The 17999-nt window shown below is 64.6% G+C and carries 7 protein-coding genes; all 7 read left to right on the forward strand.

The features are described 5' to 3' along the window. Positions 1–10 precede the first annotated feature (10 nt). On the forward strand, positions 11–12682 hold the full coding sequence (locus ACZK1G_RS06190; protein ID WP_233490844.1) for a hemagglutinin repeat-containing protein: 12672 nt from the start codon (positions 11–13) through the stop codon (positions 12680–12682). Between the two features lie 3 nt (positions 12683–12685). Then, a complete protein-coding gene (locus ACZK1G_RS06195) occupies positions 12686–13114 on the forward strand; it encodes a hypothetical protein (protein ID WP_080347536.1) in 429 nt (142 codons plus the stop codon). Positions 13115–13250: 136 nt separating this feature from the next. Further along, on the forward strand, positions 13251–14126 hold the full coding sequence (locus ACZK1G_RS06200) for a DUF2628 domain-containing protein (protein WP_101765147.1): 876 nt from the start codon (positions 13251–13253) through the stop codon (positions 14124–14126). 55 nt (positions 14127–14181) lie between these two features. Next, complete coding sequence (locus tag ACZK1G_RS06205; RefSeq protein WP_265093457.1) at positions 14182–14310, forward strand: hypothetical protein; 129 nt, start codon at positions 14182–14184, stop codon at positions 14308–14310. Positions 14311–14580: 270 nt separating this feature from the next. Further along, positions 14581–14973 (forward strand): hypothetical protein, encoded by a 393-nt coding sequence (locus ACZK1G_RS06210; RefSeq protein ID WP_049446392.1) that lies wholly within the window; start codon positions 14581–14583, stop codon positions 14971–14973. A gap of 210 nt (positions 14974–15183) precedes the next feature. After that, positions 15184–17406: a methyl-accepting chemotaxis protein gene (locus ACZK1G_RS06215; protein WP_478448382.1), complete on the forward strand. Its 2223-nt coding sequence runs from the start codon at positions 15184–15186 to the stop codon at positions 17404–17406. Positions 17407–17572: 166 nt separating this feature from the next. Continuing rightward, positions 17573–17941 carry a glycine zipper 2TM domain-containing protein gene (locus ACZK1G_RS06220; protein ID WP_014646414.1) on the forward strand — a complete coding sequence of 123 codons (369 nt, stop codon included), beginning with the start codon at positions 17573–17575 and terminating at the stop codon, positions 17939–17941. Positions 17942–17999: the final 58 nt, after the last annotated feature.

A 17999-nucleotide genomic window follows, 5' to 3' on the forward strand; every position in this document is an offset into this window, starting at 1 on the left:
GACACGTGACATGAACACTATCTATCGTCTGGTTTTCAACCGCGCGCTGCGCGTCTGGCAGGTGGCTTCGGAGCTGGTGAAGGGCGGCGGTGGCCTGGTCGGCCATGTGCCGGGCCGGCAGAGCGCGGCACTGTCGCCGCTGGGCTTCGCGCTGATGTGCTCACTGGGCTGGGTCAGCCTGGCAACACCTGCGCTGGCGCAGTCCGATGCGCGCATCATTTCCGATCCGAATGCGCCCGGCCGTGAACGGCCGACGGTGGTGACCGCACCCAACGGCGTGCCGATGGTGAACATCACCACGCCGTCGGCGGAGGGTGTGTCGCGCAACCGCTATTCGCAGTTCGACGTGGGCCGCGAAGGCGTCATCCTCAACAACGCCCGCGGCCAGGTGCAGACGCAGCTGGGCGGCTGGGTGCAGGGCAACCCATGGCTGGCCACCGGCAGTGCACGGGTCATCCTCAATGAAGTGAATGGTCCGGCCAGCCGGCTCAACGGCTATGTGGAAGTGGCCGGGCAGCGTGCAGAAGTGATCATTGCCAACCCGGCCGGCATCCAGGTCAACGGTGGCGGCTTCCTCAATGCCAGCCGGGTCACCCTGACCACCGGCACCCCGATGTTCAGCGGTGCAGGCGCACTTGAGGGCTACCGTGTCACCGGCGGTGCGATCCAGATCGATGGCGATGGCCTGGACAGCAGCCGTGCCGACTACACCGACCTGATCACCCGTTCGTTGAAGGTCAATGCCGGCATCTGGGCCAACCAGCTGCAGGCGACGCTGGGCAGCAACGTGGTCAGTGCCGACCACAGCCAGGCCAGCGCGAGCGCGGACAGCGGCGAGGCACCGACGTTCGCACTGGACGTCGGCGCGCTGGGCGGCATGTTCGCCAACAAGATCTGGCTGGTCGGCAACGAGCACGGCGTGGGCGTGCGCAATGCAGGCAACATCGGCGCGCAGGCCGGCGAGCTGGTGGTGACGGTGAATGGCCGCCTGGAAAACACCGGCGCGCTGCAGTCGCGGCAGAACGTGCGCGTGCAGGCCAGTGGTGACATTGCCAATGCCGGCACCATCGCGGCTTCGCGTGAGGTGGCCATCACGTCTGGCGGCACGCTGGACAACAGCAACGGCACGCTCAATGCGCAGCGCCTGCAGCTGCAGGCGCAGGGGTTGCGCAACCAGGGCGGCGTGATTGAACAGACCGGCGTGCAGGCCCTGGTGCTCAAGGCCGACACGGCCAGCAACCGCAGCAACGGCCTGCTCGGCGCACTGGATGCGGTGGCGTCAGGTGGCAATGAGGGCAGCCCTGGCGGCGGTGCGTCGCCGGGCAGCGGTGGCGGAACGCCCGGAACCGGCACGCCGGGGACACCGGGAAGCGGCGGCGGCAATGGCGGCTCGACCGGCACGCCGACGTCGCCGGCGCTGCCGCTGGCCGAGGGCCTGATCGCCATCACCGGCATGATGGACAACGACGGCGGCAGCATCAGCAACGGCGGCGCGGTGTCACTGGCTGCACGCAACGGTCTCGACAACCGCGGCGGTCGCCTGGGAGTGAGCGCGCTGCAGGCCGGGGGCGAGCTGCGCAATGAGGGCGGCACGCTGCAGGTGCATGGCGATGCCGCGCTGCAGGTGGGCCTGTTGTCCAACCAGAAGGGCGCGCTGAGCGTGGCCGGCGGCCTGCTGCTGGAGGCGCAGTCGCTCGACAACCGCGGCGGTGAACTGCGGCACGCCGGCAAGGCCGCATCGTCGTGGGCGGTGCATGGCCTGTTCAACAACGACGGTGGCCTGCTGGCCACCAATGCCACGCAGCTGGCGTTGCGCGCAGGCCAGGTCGGCAATGCCGGTGGCCGCATCGAACATGCCGGTGAGGGGGGCCTGCAGCTGGATACGGGCGACTGGGCTGGCGCCGGTGGCCGGCTGAGTACGCTGGGCCGCCTGCAATGGACGGCCGGCAACGCCGAGCTGCGCAACGGCTCGCTCAGTGCGGCCGGGTTCGACATCGTCGCCGGGACGCTGGACAACCGGGGTGGCAGCCTGCTGTCGCTCGGCACCGGTGCCAGTTCGGTGAAGGCCACGGTGCTGGACAACAGCGCCGGCGGCACGCTGGCCAGCAATGGTGATCTGGGCCTCACCGCGATCACGCTGGAAAACCGCAAGGGGCTGGTACAGCAGGCCGGCACCGGCAGCCTGCGGGTGCAGGCCGAGACCCTGCGTGGCAGCGAAGGGCGCCTGCTCAGCAACGGCGCGCTGGTGCTGTCCGGCGGCGAGCTGGACGTGAGTGGCGGTACCACGTCGGCGCAGCGCGTGCAGATCCAGGCCGATGTGTTGCGCAACCGCCAGGGCCAGATCGTTGCGCAGGGAACGCAGGCGTTGGCACTGGACGTGCGCGATGCGCTCGACAACCAGAGCGGCCAGATCGTCGGCAACGGCGGGCTGCGCATCGACGCCGGTCGCATCGACAACCAGCAGGGCACGCTGCAGTCGGCCGGCACGCAGGGCGTGGCGCTGACGGTGCGCGACACGCTGGACAACAGCGGCGGAGGCATCTCCGGCAATGGCCAGGTGCAGCTGCAGGTTGGCAGCCTGGTCAACCAGGGCGGCAAGGTGCTGGCGGCAGGCAGCGGCGCGCTGCAGGTGCAGGCCCGCGAACGTCTGGACAACGGCAGCGGCGGCCGCCTGGCCGGTACCGGTGATCTGCGGCTGCAGGCGGCATGGCTGGACAACCGCAGTGGTGCGATCGAACACGCCGGCGGCGGCACGTTGCAGATCCGCGCCGACAGCGTGCAGGGTGCGGGCGGCCGCATCCTCAGCCAGTCGACGCTGGAGCTTGAGGGCGGCGACCTGCTGCTGGGGGCCGGCAGCATTACCCAGGCCGAGCGCATTGCCATCGACGCGCAGCGCCTGGACAACGCTGGCGGCAACCTCAGCGCGACCGGCAGCGGCGCGCTGCGGCTGCGCGTGGCGCAGCGCGTGGACAACAGTGGCGGCACGATTGCAGGCAATGGCGCGCTGGAGGTAGAGGCCGGCGAACTGATCAACCGCAAGGGCACGCTCAGCGGCGCCGGTACGGCTGACAGCACGCTGCAGATCGCCGGAGCGCTGGACAATCACGAAGGCACGATCGCCAGCAACGCCAACCGCCTGGCGGTCACTTCCGCACGGCTGGACAACAGTGGCGGCAGCATCCGCCAGGCTGGCAACCAGGGCCTGGACATCACCACCGGCCGCCTGGACGGCAGCAAGGGCACGCTGGTCTCCTCGGCCACGCTGACCCTGCGCGCCGACGACGTGGATCATCGTGACGCGACGCTGGGCGCTGATCGCTTCGACCTTGAGGCCGCCACGCTCGACAACGCCGGTGGCCGCATCATCGCCAGCGGTGAAGGCGCCAGCCGCATCAAGGCGACGACGCTGGGCAATGCCGGTGGCACGCTGGCCAGCAATGGTGACCTGACGCTGCAGGCGCAGGCGCTGGACAACAGCGCAGGCAGGATCCAGCACGCCGGTAGCGGCCAGCTGCAGGTCTCGGCGCAGACCCTGCTGGGCAAGGGCGGCAGCGTGCTCAGCAATGGCAGCTTTGCGCTGGATGGCGCCAACCTCGATCTGACCGGGGCGACCACCTCGGCGCGCCGCGTCGACATCACTGCCGGCACCCTGACCACCGCCGGTGGCACGCTTACCGCAACGGGTGAAGACGCGCTGCGCCTGCGCGTACAGGGTGTGCTGGACAATCGCGGTGGTTCGCTCGCCAGCAATGGCGCGCTGGATGTCACCGCGCAGCAGCTGATCAATGCGCAGGGCACGCTGCAGGGCGCAGGCACCGGTCACTCCACGCTGGCGATCGGCCACGCTCTGGACAACCAGAAGGGCCGCATACTGCTCGGCGGTGCCGGTACGGTCACCGCTGCCAGCCTCGGCAACCAGGGCGGCACCGTGCATGCGGGCGGCAGCGCGCTGGTGCTGGGCGTTGACGGTCGCCTGGACAATGGCGAGCAGGGCCTGCTGTCCAGCACCGGCACGATGACCCTGGACGCCGACAGCCTCGACAACCGCCACGGCACCCTGGTCGCTGGCAAGGACCTGACGGTGACCACGGCAGGAGGCGTGGACAACAGCGACGGTGCGATGCAGGCCGGCGAACGCCTGCAGTTGCAGGCCAATGGCCTGCTCAACCAGCGCGGTACGCTGCTGGGCGGCCAGCTGGACATCGATACCCGCGGCCAGCGGCTGGACAACCGCGCCGGCACGCTGGGCACGCAGAAGGGCGACCTGATCGTTCGCAGTGGCGCGATGGACAACCAGGGTGGTCGCGTGCAGTCGGCGGCCGACCTGACCATCAACACGGCCGGGCAGGACATCGACAACCGCGCCACCGCCGGCAGCGGTGGATTGCTGGCAGCCGGGAAGCTGCAGCTGGATGGTGGCGTGCTGGACAACCGTGGCGGCGCAGTCAATGCACAAGGCGATGCGCGCTTGCTGCTGGCCCGCGTCGACAACAGTGGCGGTGGAACACTTGCCAGCTCCGCGGATCTGTCCCTGCAGGCGGCGAGCCTGGCCAATGCCAGTGGTCGCGTGCAGGCCGGGCGCAACCTCGACCTGACCCTGGCCGGGCACCTGGACAACGCCGCCGGCGCGATCGCGGCCGGGCAGCGGTTGACCCTCACTGCCGCCAGCGTGGACAACCGCAACACCCGTGGCGGCGACGGCACGCGTGGCCTGCAGGCGGGCCAGCTGCAGTTCGGCGCCCAGTGGCTGGACAACAGCCAGGGCCAGATCGTCACCGATGGCGGTGCGCGGCTGCAGATCAACGGCCAGCTGCAGAACACCGGCGGCGTGATCAGCACCGGCGGCAACCTGGACAGCCAGGCGGACAACGTCGCCAACAGCGGTGGCCTGCTGCGCGCCGATGGCAGCCAGACCCTGGTGGCACGTGCGCTCAGCGAAGACGGCCAGGTGCATGCGCAGCGTGACCTCGGCCTCACCCTGCAGCAGGGCATGCGCCAACGTGGCGAATGGATCGCCAACGGCACGCTGTCGCTGAATCTGTCCGGCGACCTCGACAACCAGGGTGTGGTGCGCGGTGGCAACCTCGACCTCAACGCCCAGAACATCACCAATGCGACTTCGGGTGAGATCTCCAGCCAGGGCACGACCCACCTCAATGCCCGTGGCCAGCTGACCAACCGGGGCCTGATCGATGGCGCGCTGACCCACCTGGAGGCCGGCGAAATCGACAATCTCGGCACCGGGCGCATCTACGGTGATCGCGTGGCGATCTCCACCGGCGTGCTGAAGAACCGCGCCGAAGAGGCCGGTGGTGCCACCCGCGTCGGCACCGTGGCCGCACGTGAGCGCCTGGACCTGGGCGTGCGCGAGCTGCAGAACACCGGCAAGGGCCTGATCTACAGCGGTGGTGATGCTGCCATCGGCGGCACGCTCGACGCTGACCGGATCGCCAGCGGCATTGCCGGGCGGATCGACAACATCAGCTCGGTCATCGATGTGACCGGCAACCTGTCCATCGATGCGCAGGTGGTCAACAACATCCGCGAGAACGTGGTCATCACACAGGCCACGACCGTGATGGATCCGGTGCGGCTGGACCGCCCGGCATGGTGGCGCAACGGCAAGAACGGCACCGAGGATATCCGCAGTACCAGCCACTACTCCGCGCACGAGGTGTACTACCTCGACCCGGCCGACATCCTCGAAGACACGCCGCACATCACGCCTGATGGCTTCACCGTGCATCGCGCGGTGGTGCGCCTGAGCTCGAAGACCAGTGCCTACTTCTTCGGACGCGGTGGCCTGTATGCCGGCCTGGGCGAGCGCGCGCGCCTGAACGTGCAGGATGGCACGGTGGTGATGTACTACGTCGGCCGCCAGGACAACCAAGTCAATCCGGACCAGGTTGCCGGTGGTGCCGACGATCCCTTTGCCGAGCTGAGCACCCTGCATCCCGATTCGCCGGCATTCCGCTATGTCGATGACAAACTCACCTACTCCTCGGCGTATGGCACCTGCACGACCAATTGCGTGCAGTTGTGGACCTTCAAGGACTACGATCCCGACCGCATTCTGACCAGTCCACAGTTTGCGGGCGGCAGTTCAACCAGTGCCAACGAGCAGTACCGCCTGGCCACGCGCACGGTGACCGAAGACGTGTTGCAGCCGGGCGTCGGTGCCGATGCGGTCATCCGGTCCGGGGGCGCGATGCGCATCCGCACCGATGGCCTGCGCAATCACTACGGCAGCATCGCCGCCGGCGGCGATCTGGACATTGTCGGCCTGAGCGGCGCGGCGAAGGTGGAAAACCTGGCGGCCACGCTGTATCGCACGCATCAGTTCTCCAACGTCAGCCATACCTTCGGCGGTGACGTAATGACCTGGAGCACTCCGGCCATTTCCGAGGTGACCGGTAAAATTGGCGGCAGCATTGTCAGCGGCGGCTCGTTGAGCATCGACGTCGGTGACCTGAGCAACCTCAACCAGGGACGAAACGCGCCGAACGTGCAGAACGGTTCGGCCATGGCCAACCTCAACGTGCAGGGTCCCAAGACCCTGCCGGATGGGCCGGGCCACGGCGGTGCGCAGGGGCCGGGCCAGTCCACCGGCACCGGTGCCGAACGCGCGCTGGCACCGGCGGCCGATGCCGCCGGCACCCAGCAGGGCGGTAGCGTCGGCGGCGTGAGCGGCAACAGCGGCACCTATGGGCCGCGCGTGGTCGCGGCCAGTGGTGGATCGCCGGACCGCATCGCGATGGGCGCACCGGACACGCGCGCGCCGAGCGCCAGCCTGTTCAACGTCAATCCCAACAGTGGCCACTATCTGGTCGAGACCGATCCGCGCTTCACCGATCACAAGACGTGGCTGAGCTCGGACCACCTGCTGGGCAAGATGGGTTACTCGCCCGATACCGTGCACAAGCGCCTGGGGGATGGCTACTACGAGCAGAAACTGGTGCGAGAGCAGATCGGCCAGCTGACCGGTCGCCGCTTCCTCGATGGTTACGCCAGCGACGAGGCGCAGTACCGCGCGCTGCTGGAGGCCGGTGCCACGGTGGCCAGCGAATGGGGCCTGCGTCCCGGCGTGGCGCTGACCGAAGCACAGATGGCACAGCTGACCAGTGACATCGTCTGGCTGGTCGAGCAGACCGTCACCCTGGCCGATGGCAGCACCACCACCGCGCTGGTGCCGCAGGTCTACCTGCGCCTGCGCCCGGGCGACCTGGACGGCAACGGTGCATTGCTGGCCGGTGCCAATGTCGATATCAAACTGGGCAATGGCCTGGTCAACACCGGCAATATCGCCGGCCGCAAGCTGGTGACCATCGATGCCGGCAACATCGAGCACCTCGGCGGCAGCATTTCCGGCCAGTACGTCGGGCTGTCGTCGGACAAGGACATCCGCGTTGTCGGTGCCGCCGTGACGGCCACCGATGCGCTGTCGGTCAAGGCCGCGGGCAACGTCACGGTGGCCTCCACGGTGGAGACACAGCGGGGCGGTGGCACCAACCAGTACGAGACCAACCGCATCGATCGGGTCGCCGGCCTGTATGTAACCAACCCCAGTGGCGACGGCATGCTGTCGGTGGTGGCCGGCGGTGACATCAGCCTGCAGGCCGCACAGCTCCGCAACGCCGGCACTGACGGCCTGACCCAGCTGGCCGCAGGCGGCAATCTGGATGTTGGCGCGATTGCGCTGGAGGAACGCCGCGACGCCACCTTCGACGAGCGCAACCACCAGCGCAGCAGCAGGACGACACACGCCGCCTCGTCGGTGCAGGGCGCTGGCGACGTGGTGCTGGCCGCTGGCAAGGACATCACCCTGGCCGCCGCGCAGATCAAGGCGGGGGCCGGCCTGGCGTTGCAGGCCGGTGGGGACATCAACAGCCAGGCGTTGGTGGACAGCGAGAGCAGCGATTCTGCCAATGGGGGCAAGCGCAGCTTGCTGCAGGTCAGCCAGCGTGATGAGAGGGTGCGGGGCAGTACGTTGCAGGCAGGGGACAATCTGCTCCTGAAGGCTGGCCGGGACGTCAACCTGACCGCCGCGTTGGTCGACAGCAATGACGGCACGGTAAGCGTGGCCGCAGGCCGCGATGTCAACCTGCTCTCGGCCAACGAGACGCACGACTACAGTCTGGACAGCTACGACAAGAAAAAGAAGACGCTCTCCAGCACCACCACCACGCGCAGCGTCGACGCCAGCGACAGCTATGCCATCGGCACGGCGATCCAGGGCGAGCGCATCAACATCACGGCTGGCCGCGATCTGACTGCGGCAGGTGCGGTGGTCGATGCCACCGGCAACGTGATCCTGGGGGCTGGCAACAATGTGCTGATTACTGCCGCCGAGGACCATCACAGCAGTGAGTCCAGCGAGAGCAAAAAGAAATCCGGCGTTACCGGAGGCTTCGGCAACGGCGTGGCATCGGTTGGCTACAGCAGCGCGAAGAACAGCAGCACTCATGCCGAGCAGTCCACCACCCAGGTGGGATCGGCGATCGCCTCGCGCGACGGCAATGTGCTGATCAATGCTGGCAACACACTGACGATCGAGGCCTCGGACGTCGCTGCAGGCGAGAACCTGGCACTGGTGGGCAAGGACATTGCGCTGCTGGCGCGACAGGACACCACGGACAGCCAATCCAGCCAGGCCAGCAAGTCCAGCGGCTTCTCGGTGGGCGTGACCTACGACCCGACCAAGGCCTACCGCAGCGCCCGCGATTCGACCACCGACGGCATGGCCGACAGTGGCTCGGCAATGGGGCGGATCACCCGCACCGCTGAAGGCGCAGCCTCCGGCCTGCGCGCGGCCACCACTTCGACCGTGGTGACTGCCGGCAGCCAGCGCACCAACAGCGAACAGAGCCATTCGACCAGTGATGCACGCGTCAGCCAGTTGGCTGCAGGCGGCGATCTCACGGTGATTGCCAACGGCGGCTCGATCCTCAGCCAGGGCACGCAGATGTCAGCCGAGGGCAACGCCGTACTGCTGGCCACCAAGGACATCGTGTTCGAGGTGGCCCACAACACCGAGCGCAGCGACAGCAGCAGCCGCGGCAAGGGCTGGGGCTTTGCCAACAACACCAGCGGTCTGCCGTTCGGTACCAACAACTCGCAGAGCCAGGGCAGCGGCAGCAGTGACACCATCACCGGCACGCAGCTGTCGGTCGGCGGCGGCGTGCGCATGGCCACCACCGAGGGCAACATCAGCCTGACCGCAGCCAACATCGCCGCCGAGAAGGACGTCAGCATCCGTGCGGCCGGTGATCTGCTGGTCCGCAGCGGGCAGGATACGGTCAGTAACGCCAATACGTCGGACAGCAAGGCGATCGGCACGGTACAGATATCGGATACAGAGAAGTTCTCCGGCTGGCACCGCGAGCAGCACCAGGACGACAGCGCGCAGGTGTCACAGGTGGCCAGCAGCATCGGCAGTCTGGGCGGCAGCGTGAACCTGACCGCCGGTGGCAAGTACACGCAGACGGCCAGCAACGTGGTGGCCGCCAAGGACGTGAACATCACCGCCGCCGAAATCGAGCTGCTGACCGCTGATGAGAGTGGTCACTACTCGCAGAGCGACAAGGACCTGAAGATCGGCGTGTTCGCGCGGGTGAAGTCGCCGTTGATCGACCTGATCAACAACGTGGACGCGGCCCGTCAGTCAGATGATCGCCTGCAGAAGATGCAGGGCATGGCAGCGGGCGCCAACGCGTACCAGGCAGCCAGTGCGATCTCGGCGCTTTCCGGCCATGGCGGCAGTGGCGAACTGTTCCGTGCTGAAGCAGGCATCGGCTTCAAGACCGCCAACAGCAGTGCCGATGGCAGCAGCATGGTGTCGCGTGGTTCCACCATCCAGGGCGGCGGCAACGTCAACCTCACCAGCACCCAGGGCGACATCCATGTTGTTCAGGGCAACCTGAGTGCAGGCAACACCCTCAGCCTGGATTCGGCCGGAGATATCCTGCTGGAAGCTGGCAAGGCGCATGTGGCCGACCGCAGCAAGAGCAGCAATGCCGGCGCCGAAGTCGGCGTGGGGGTCTCTGTAGGCGCGCAGACCGGCGTGTATGTGTACGCCGAGGCGAGTGTTGGCAGCAGCAAGGCCAATGCCGAGAGTAGCACCTGGCAGAACACCACGCTGACCGGCAAGAACATCTCGATGAAGGCCGAGGGCGATACAACGCTGCGTGGCGCCACGGCGACCGCCGACCGCATCGACGTCAAGACCGGCGGCACGCTGACCATCGAGTCGTTGCAGGACATCGCCGAGAGCATGTCCAAGAACAGCCAGGTGGGTGGGCGTGTGCAGGTGTCGCTCGGCACCGCGTGGAATGCCGACGGTTACGCCAGTGCAGGCAAGGCCAGCGGCAGCTATCAGGGTGTTGGCCAGCAGAGCGGCCTGTTTGCCGGCAATGGCGGGTACCACGTCGATGCCGGCCACGTGAACCTGGTGGGTGGTGCGATTGCCAGCACCGATGCGGGCAACAGTGAACTGACTGCGGACTCGCTGACGTTCACTGACCTGCAGAACCACATGGACTACACGGCCAGCTCCGGCAGCATCAGTGGTGGTGCGGGCGGGGAGATGGATGGCTGGACGCCCAAGCCGGGAACTGCCGCACCCCGAGGTGGTCCGGGCCTGCCGATGATGGAAAAGGGCAGCGACAGCAGCTCCACCCTGGCCACCTTGACCGAGGGCAACATCACGATCGGTGGCAGACAGACGTCGGCGGCCGAGCTGGGCATCAACACCGACGCCAGTGGAGCGCATCGTGCGCTGGATGCATTGCCGGATGCGAGCAAGCTGCTGGCGGACCAGCAGGCGATGGCGGCTGCGGCGGGGACGGTGATGGCCACCAGCCAGCAGATTGCCTGGGATATTGGCAGTGCAGATGCGAAGAAGATCACGGATAAATATCGGGAGCCGATGAGTCCCGAAGAGAGACGGGCATTCGATGCGCTTCCTTCGGACGAGCAGTTCAAGCGCCTCGTCGCGTTCGATGCATCCTACCCCGATGCACTGGTGACCCAGCAGAAGTGGGCCCCTGATGGCGTCTATGGCCGCGCGCTCGGCGCAGTGACCAGCGCGTTGGTCGGTGGTGTTGAAGGACAGGGACTGGGTCAGCTGGGGTCCAACGCGCTGGCGCCGTATGCGGCTGAACTGATCGGCAAGACGTTTGACCCGAACAAGCAGAGTGCTGTGCCTAGCGAGGCCATGCAGATGCTGTCGCACGCGCTGCTGGGCGCGCTGTTGGCAGAGGCCAATGGTGGCAAGGCGGGAAGTGGGGCGTTGGCGGCTGGTGGTGGTGAGCTGGCGGCGAAGTTCCTTGGCGATTACTACGCCAAACAGAATGGGGGCAAATTGTCACCTGAGCAGGCGGAGCAGGTAAGGGTGCTCGGGCAAGCAGTCGGCGCAATGGCGGGAGGGATTTCTGGTGGAGGAGTTTCTGGTACGGCATTGAGCATGGGGATTGCGAGAAACTCCGTTGAGAACAACTACCTGAATCATGACGAGCGGATGGAGTACCTTCAGGCGACTGTTATCTGCTCTGATGCAGGTAAAGAATGCGATATCAAGGAGAACTTCGAGCGGCTCTCTGCGGAGCGCGATTACAAGTTGTTGATGGCGTGCCAAGTGCCAGGATCTGCCGCATGTGCTGAGCAGCGTTCACTTGCGAAAATTGCATTGGAATCGCATAACTCACCTATATATGAGGGGGAGTATGACGCATGGATGGCGGAAAACGCCGATAAGCTCATCTCTGCGAGCAAGAATGCCGGTTCTGGGGTCAGCCTTGAAAAAATTGCCATTCACTCTTCTACCGAAGATCTGCAAAGGAAGGTGTACTGTTCGCTGGTTGGTGAGTGTGGTTCGAACACTGTCGATTTATTGCGTGGTGCAGGCTACGGTGCGGAAGCCGACTGGCTGTCGTCGACGAATCGATCGGTCGCTGGTACTGCGTTCGTAAACGGGCTCTGGACCGGCGGAAAGGACCTGTTAGCGGGTGCTGCAAGCATGAACCAGATCAGTGTTCTGCTGGGCTTGGTCTCGGATTACAAGGAGATGGACAAGCTTGGCTTGCAGGCCTTCTCCCAAAAACGCAACAGCGCGATAAGTCAGGCCATCAATGAGTACATGGAGAAGACGGCAGGCCTTGCGTACTACCTGACTGGTGGTAGGAACTCGTGGAATTTTGAAGACGTAGATCAGGCGGCTGACATTGGTGGAAAGCTCACGTTTGACATCGGAACTTCCTTGGTCGGGCCGGAGGCACTCCTCGCCAAGAGGACCATGACGGCCGCTTCGGAGGTCAGACTTATCGCCGATGCGGAACAGCAGCTCATAAAGTACATCGCAGGTATTGGAAGGAACCCGCCAGCGACCGCAATCGGTGCTGTTGATCCTACAACTGGTAGAATTGTGACTACGTCGAGTGGCCCTGTTCCTGATGTGATCGCGCCGGGCCTGAAGGCGTACGCTGATTCGCTCGGGGGCCTTGGCGTCAAGACAGCATGTGGGAATACTATTGGTCGTTGCGCAGAATTCAGAGCTGCAAACGAACTGATGCTGGCAAATCCACGTCTGAAGCTTGAGGATATCAAATTTACTGCTGCTGTTCGGCCGAGAAGTGGCCTTCCTGTTCCTAGGTGTGATAATTGCAGGAATATATTTGGAGATGAGTAATATATGGAAATGGATGAAGAATTTCTTGAGGTAAATGACATTGATTGGTTTGCGGTTGGTGCTGATGGGTGTGTTTGTCATTTTGCTACGGGAGGGCGTGGTGTCGTTCCGAGCCAGGTTGCGTCGTCCATCGAGAGCTGGCAATTGGCGTGTGACTATATTTACTCGCTTCCTGTTTGCTCGGGCGTCATCGTGGTTGAAGAGAGTTTGCCTGATTTCAGTGGACTCGCTCAGCGCGAGGCCTATCTTCGCTCTTTCCTTGAAATGGCGAGTCGCGGGATTTTTAGCCATGACGTAAGTGGGGATGGTTATCGCCTTATCGCCAAGCCGGAGCTTGCGATTCGCGAAGACGACCTCCCCGAGCGTGTTCGAAATCATATTCCAAAGATCGCCATCGGTTCGGACGATGATCTGCTTCATTTGATGCGCTGAATGCGGCTTTTGTGGGAGTGTGTGAAACGGGTAGTCGATGCAGGGCCAGGCAATTGATCGGCTACCCGGTTGCCCCGCCAGAATAGTCAACCCTTTGAATAAGTATCAGCGTTTTTTGAATGAAGAATCAGAACGAATGAAGATCGAGCCCGCTTTTAGTCGCGCTGAAATTGGTGTGGAGCGAGACGCAGGCTCGGCCGCTGACGAGCCAAGTGAAAAGAGTGCACTGGAGATTTTGGTTAGGGACCGGTTCTCTACCTATTGCCGTTTCTGGAGCCTGGACGACGCTGCCGGAAGGGCGCCAAGGCGATGGAACTGGCCGGCATTCCTGTTCTCGTCACTCTGGTTCTTCTTCCGGCGCATGCATGCGTGGGGAGCGATCTGGTTCATCCTTTCGCCGTTGATGATGACCGCCTTCGTACTGATGGGGCTGCCGTGGTTGTCTTTGCTTTCTTTCGTGGTGTTTCGCGTGCTTGCTGGAATCCTGGCGAATCCGCTGTACCTGGCGCACTGTCGAAGGATTGTCCGCAAGGTTGATGCCGAGCATCGCGGGGCACATCGGCGGCACCTTGAACTGCAGAAGGCTGGCGGTGTCAGCTACACAGCTCTGGTGATCGCCTTGGCGGTAACGGCCTCACAGAACACCCTGATCAATCTGATCGTCCGTTCGCTATCAGAGCCAACGCCCACGCAGTCTGCTGTGTACGTGGCGGCGAACCCGCCGGATCTGCCGGACCCGCAGATAGAGGAAGCAGAGCGGGGGGCGTACCAGGAGCAAATGCGTGCAATCGCAATGACGGCGTGGCCAGCGGGCGTTCCAACCGAGGGCAATGCCTGCATTGTCGAGTTGCGTTTGGCGCCACCAGGTCAAGTGCTGGAGGCCAATGTCCTGGAGCCGTGTACGTTGAACGACGCCCAACGCGAGATGATGCTGGGTGAAATCAGGCGCACGGACTTCACGATCGAGGGGAAGATGCGGTTCTTCAACCGGCATACCCTCATTGGATTGTGATCGCTGACATCCGGCGAGAGTCGCTCTGGAAATGGGGCATGCAGGGAGATTATTGGTGAAAGAACAGCTCTTGACGATCGAGGAAGCCTACATGGCGATGTTCTACTTCCTCCAGATCGACTATTCCCGCGGCCCCAGCGATGAGATCGGGGGGGCTGCTGGGTTCACTTGGCTGGAGTCTTAAGGAGGATCGAAGCCCCACGGATCCAGGTGCGTGGGAGGACTGGTTGGACGCGGTGAGAGCGTCCATGGGGAACAGCGAGGAGGGCATAAAGGATATGGGTGCTACCTACACTGATCTGAAGCGGTAGCCGGATTATTGCGAGCTCCCATGGGTGAGGTGGGCAGGGGCAGTCCGTATGAATCAGGAATTCTTCAGGACAGAAATGAAGCCGAAGACGAAAGCGGCCATGCCGAGTCATGAAGCTGTTGGCTTCAGAATGATGGTTCGATAATGAGCATTTCGCTGTTTCTGGAAGTCGAAGCCGGTGCCGACCTGGGCGCCGTACTGCACGCCCTGGATTCAATCCAGGCCGAGCACTCCGACGGTGCTGACGGTTTGCATGGATATCTTCCAGTGTCCAACACCGGCTTCGGGTTCGGCATCGTCGACCCGCCGGAGGCGCTCGTAGCGGAAGGGATTGAAGCCGAGTGGCAGGTGGGCCTGCTCGGCTCGTTTCATTTCCGCGCGAGCGGGTTTGAAAGCACCTGGGAGGAAATCTGCCGCTTCACAAAGCGCTACGCCGCGACGTGTGGGTTTCGATTTGTGCTCTCGTTCCAGTTCGAGAGCGTCTATGCGGCAAGGCTCGGAAAGGATCTGGTCTTCCCGGGGCCTGCTGCACCGTAATGCCGGATAGCGGGGGGGCAGTCCCCGGCCTGATCCCATTCGCGCTACCCGTGGCGATATACCTTATGGATATAACGCCTTCATGGGTCGTCTGATTTCACATCTGTCTGCACAGTTCCAGAGTTTTGGATCGATATAATAATATCGACCCATAAAGTTTCCCCTGCCTGCGCCGCCATCGATCGTACGGCCATGATCAAGGGAATTGAGATGCTCGCCTTACGCAACCTCCGAGTGGGATCCCGGCTGGGTGCCGGGTTTGGACTGCTGCTGCTGTTCATCGTGGCCATCGTCGGCCTGGTGCTGTACGGGAATCACCTGAAGTCCGCCCAGTTCGAGAAAGTGGTGGACGTCAACATGGTGAAGATGCGGCTGTTGAACGACATGCTGGATACCAACAACGCAGTGTTGATGCACCGCCGGCTGATGGTGATCAAGCGTGGCGAGGATTTCGACAAGGATTATCAGAAGGCGCAGGAGCTGTCGCGGACCTACGACGGTATCTGGGCCAAATACATCAGGATTCCACGCGACGCCACCGGCGATGCCCTGGTTGCGAAGATCGACGCGGCACGCAAGGCGACCGATGCCTCCACCCAGCATCTTCACGAGCGCATGAAGGCGGGTGATTTCGACGGCGCGGCCAAGGAACTGCTCGCCGAGCATGGGCTGGCAACCGCATGGAACGAGGCCATCTCGACATTGCTGCGGCATCAGGAAGCGCTGACCGCGCGCAGCCGAGAGGAATACCGCGCCACGGAAGCGTGGACGGGAACCCTGTCCATCGCCTTCGGTGTGCTCAGCCTGATTCTCGGCGCACTGGCCGCGTGGGCCATCACCCGCAGCCTGACCCGTCCGCTGGAAGGGGCGGTGAAGCTGGCCGATGGCATCGCCAACGGGCGGCTGGACAGCAGCATCGACGCCTCCGGCAATGATGAGGTAAGCCAGTTGCTCCGGTCGATGCAGCGCATGCAGGCGCAGCTGCAGTCGGTGATGGCGGCGCAGGGTGAGCTGGCGCGCCAGCACGATGCGGGCAGCCTCAGCTACCGCATGGACGAGAGTGCCTTTCCCGGCGACTACGGGCGCATGGTGCATGAGACCAATGCGCTGGTCGGCTCGCACGTGCAGGTGCAGAACCGGTTGATCGAGGTGATGAAGCACTACGCCCGTGGCGACCTGTCGGTGGACATGGATCCGCTGCCGGGCGAGAAGGCGGCGATCACCCAGGCCATGGACGAGACCAAGACCAGCCTGTCGGCGATCAACAGCGAGATCCGCCGGCTGGCGACGGCAGCGGCGGCGGGCGATTTCAGCCTGCGCGGCGATGAAGATCGCTTCGCCTATGATTTCCGCGACATGGTGACCGAGCTCAATCGCCTGATGCAGACCACCGACGAGAACCTGGTGCAGGTGTCGACCCTGCTGCAGGCGATCTCGCGCGGAGACCTGACCGTGCGCATGCAGGGCGACTTCCATGGCGTGTTCGCCCGCATGCGTGATGACTGCAATGCCACCGTCGACCAGCTCAAGCAGATTGTCGGCCGCATCCAGTCCAGCGCGTCCAGCATCAACCTGGCGGCAGGCGAGATCGCCTCGGGCAACACCGATCTGTCGCGGCGCACCGAGCAGCAGGCGGCGAACCTGGAAGAGACGGCTGCGTCGATGGAGGAGCTGACCTCTACCGTGAAGCAGAACGCCGAGCATGCCCGCCAGGCCAACCAGCTTGCCATCGGCGCGCACGGTGTCGCCTCGCAGGGCGGCGAGGTGGTCGGACAGGTGGTCACCACGATGTCGGCCATCGAAGCCTCGTCGAAGAAGATCGCCGAGATCATCTCGGTCATCGACGGTATCGCCTTCCAGACCAACATCCTGGCGTTGAACGCGGCGGTGGAAGCTGCGCGCGCCGGCGAGCAGGGCAGGGGCTTTGCGGTGGTGGCCAGTGAGGTGCGCACGTTGGCCCAGCGCTCGGCCGGTGCGGCCAAGGAGATCAAGGGCCTGATCGAGGATTCGGTCGGCAAGGTCGCCGATGGATCGGCGCTGGTTCGCCAGGCTGGCACCACGATGGGCGAGATCGTGGCGTCGGTGCAGCGCGTGACCGACATCATGGCCGATATCTCCGCCGCCTCGCAGGAGCAGAGCTCGGGCATCGAACAGGTGAACCAGGCGGTGGTGCAGATGGACGAGACCACGCAGCAGAATGCGGCACTGGTGGAAGAGGCCAGTGCAGCGGCACGCTCGATGGAAGAGCAGGCCAACCTGCTGGCCGAGGCGGTTTCGGTGTTCCGCACGGGTGCGGCGACGGCGGCGGCGGTGGCACGCCCTGCATTGGCAGCGGTAGCTGCGACGGTCACTCCAGTGCGTCGGCCCGCTGCGCTTTCACCCCGCATCGAACCGACACTGGCGGCCAACGCCGGTGGCTGGGAAGAGTTCTAGCAAGGCAGCACGCCGGTAGGGAGACGGCGCCCATCACGATGGCTGATCGTGATGGGCGCGGATTTTCTTCCTGAACGCGCGATGGCCGATGAGGTGGCGGACACGCGCATTTCACTTCCGGTTGCCAACCGCGGGAGGACACTTGCGCCATACCGGAACTCAGGAGATGGCCATGAAGACCTCGACCCGACTGCTTGTGCTGGGCACCCTGCTGGCGGCTTCGTCGGTAGCCGGTGCACAGACCTACGGGCCGCGCGATGAAGGACGCCGATTCAACGATGGCAGCCGCGTGGTCTGCAAGAACGTGGAAGTGCAGCGCAACTCGCGCGATCCCAACCGCATTGCCGGTACTGCCACCGGCGCGGTGATCGGTGGCCTGCTGGGCAACCAGGTGGGCGGCGGCAATGGCAAGAAGCTCGCTACCGTGGCAGGTGCTGTTGCCGGTGGTGCGGCCGGTCGCCAGATCCAGGGCAACAGCCAGCAGAAGAACGGCGACCGCGTGGTCGAGCGCCGCTGCGAACGCGTCTATCGCTGATCGATCGCTGCCAGACCCCGTTTTCCCCTTCCACATCGCAGCACTCGAACGCCGGCCC

This window comes from Stenotrophomonas sp. 109824_Sma, from assembly GCF_056480025.1.

Bases quoted from the DNA above. Each gene is read 5' to 3' on its own strand.
- ACZK1G_RS06190 (WP_233490844.1), top strand. From the start codon at position 11: ATGAACACTATCTATCGTCTGGTTTTCAACCGCGCGCTGCGCGTCTGG.
- ACZK1G_RS06195 (WP_080347536.1), top strand. From the start codon at position 12,686: ATGGAAATGGATGAAGAATTTCTTGAGGTAAATGACATTGATTGGTTT.
- ACZK1G_RS06200 (WP_101765147.1), top strand. From the start codon at position 13,251: ATGAAGATCGAGCCCGCTTTTAGTCGCGCTGAAATTGGTGTGGAGCGA.
- ACZK1G_RS06210 (WP_049446392.1), top strand. From the start codon at position 14,581: ATGAGCATTTCGCTGTTTCTGGAAGTCGAAGCCGGTGCCGACCTGGGC.
- ACZK1G_RS06215 (WP_478448382.1), top strand. From the start codon at position 15,184: ATGCTCGCCTTACGCAACCTCCGAGTGGGATCCCGGCTGGGTGCCGGG.
- ACZK1G_RS06220 (WP_014646414.1), top strand. From the start codon at position 17,573: ATGGCCATGAAGACCTCGACCCGACTGCTTGTGCTGGGCACCCTGCTG.